The 1298-nt window shown below is 59.9% G+C and carries 1 protein-coding gene; it reads left to right on the forward strand.

The genetic code is table 11. The features are described from left to right. Positions 1–75 precede the first annotated feature (75 nt). Positions 76–1263, forward strand: a complete 1188-nt coding sequence (locus AU465_RS33090) for an IS481 family transposase (protein ID WP_192257220.1) — start codon at positions 76–78, stop codon at positions 1261–1263. Positions 1264–1298 lie beyond the last annotated feature (35 nt).

A 1298-nucleotide genomic window follows, 5' to 3' on the forward strand; every position in this document is an offset into this window, starting at 1 on the left:
ATGAGCGACCCGAGACATAGGTGACGAAACGTACCGGACACATGGGTAACACTTTTCGCTTTGCGGGAGGTGTTGATGCCGTGGAAGGAGTGTTCGGTGATGGACGAGCGGGTTCGTTTCGTCGGTCGTCTTCTTGACGGCGAAAGCATGAGCGATGTGTGCCGGGAGTTCGGCATCTCGCGCAAGACCGGCTACAAGATCTTCAACCGCTATCGGCAAGAGGGGCTTGAGGCGCTTTGCGATCGCTCGCGCCGGCCGGTGCGTTATGCCAACCAACTGCCGGACCCGATCGAGCGGATGATCGTGACGGCCAAGAAGGACAAACCGCACTGGGGCGCCAGGAAGATACGCGAGTTGCTGGTTCGCAAGCTGGACGGCGATGTGCGCATTCCGGCCAGGAGCACGGTGCATGCGGTGCTCGACCGCCATGGTCTGGTCGCCCATGCCCGCCGGCGGCCTCGCTTCAAGGCCGAGGGGACCGAGCTGTCGCAGGCGCTTTTGCCCAATGATCTGTGGTGCGTTGACTTCAAAGGCGAGTTCAAGCTCGGCAATGGCCACTATTGTTACCCGCTGACCGTCTCCGATCAGGCCTCGCGCTATCTGCTCGCCTGTGAAGCGCTTGAATCGACGAAGGAAGCGCCGGTTATCGAAGCCTTCGCGCGACTGTTCAAAGAGCGCGGCCTGCCCACCGCCATACGCTCCGACAACGGCCTGCCTTTCGCCTCGCCCAACGGCCTCTACAATCTATCCAGGCTCTCCGTCTTCTGGCTGAGGCTGGGTATTGCCATCGAGCGCATCCAACCCGGCAATCCACAGCAGAACGGCCGCCACGAGCGAATGCACCGCACGCTGAAGGCAGAGACAACCAGGCCGGCCGGCGCCAACATCCTTCAACAGCAGGCCAGGTTCGATGCCTTCCTCAAGGAATTCAACACCGAGCGGCCGCACGAGGCGCTCGACATGAAGGCGCCGGCGGACCTGTATGCGCGCTCCTCAAGAGCCTATGTCGGCTTGCAGGAGCTGCACTACCCTTTCCACGACCGCGACATTCTCGTCACCAACTGCGGTCGCATCTGCATGCATCGTAAGCGGATCAATATCTCGCACGTGCTCGCAGGCCAAAAGCTCGGCATCAAGGAAGTCGACGACGGCATTTGGCTCGTCTCCTTCATGCGCTATGATCTCGGCTATATCGATCTGGAACAAAGGACTTTGCAGACAATCGACAATCCGTTCGGCACGAGATTGTCACCCATGTCTTAGGTACAAACCGTTACCTATGTCTTCGGGCTGTACAC

The sequence above is a fragment of the Mesorhizobium silamurunense genome, from assembly GCF_014843905.1.
GTDB classification, from domain to species: domain Bacteria; phylum Pseudomonadota; class Alphaproteobacteria; order Rhizobiales; family Rhizobiaceae; genus Mesorhizobium; species Mesorhizobium silamurunense.

Excerpts from the sequence above, each read along its gene's own strand:
- AU465_RS33090 (WP_192257220.1), top strand. The coding sequence starts at position 76 with ATGCCGTGGAAGGAGTGTTCGGTGATGGACGAGCGGGTTCGTTTCGTC.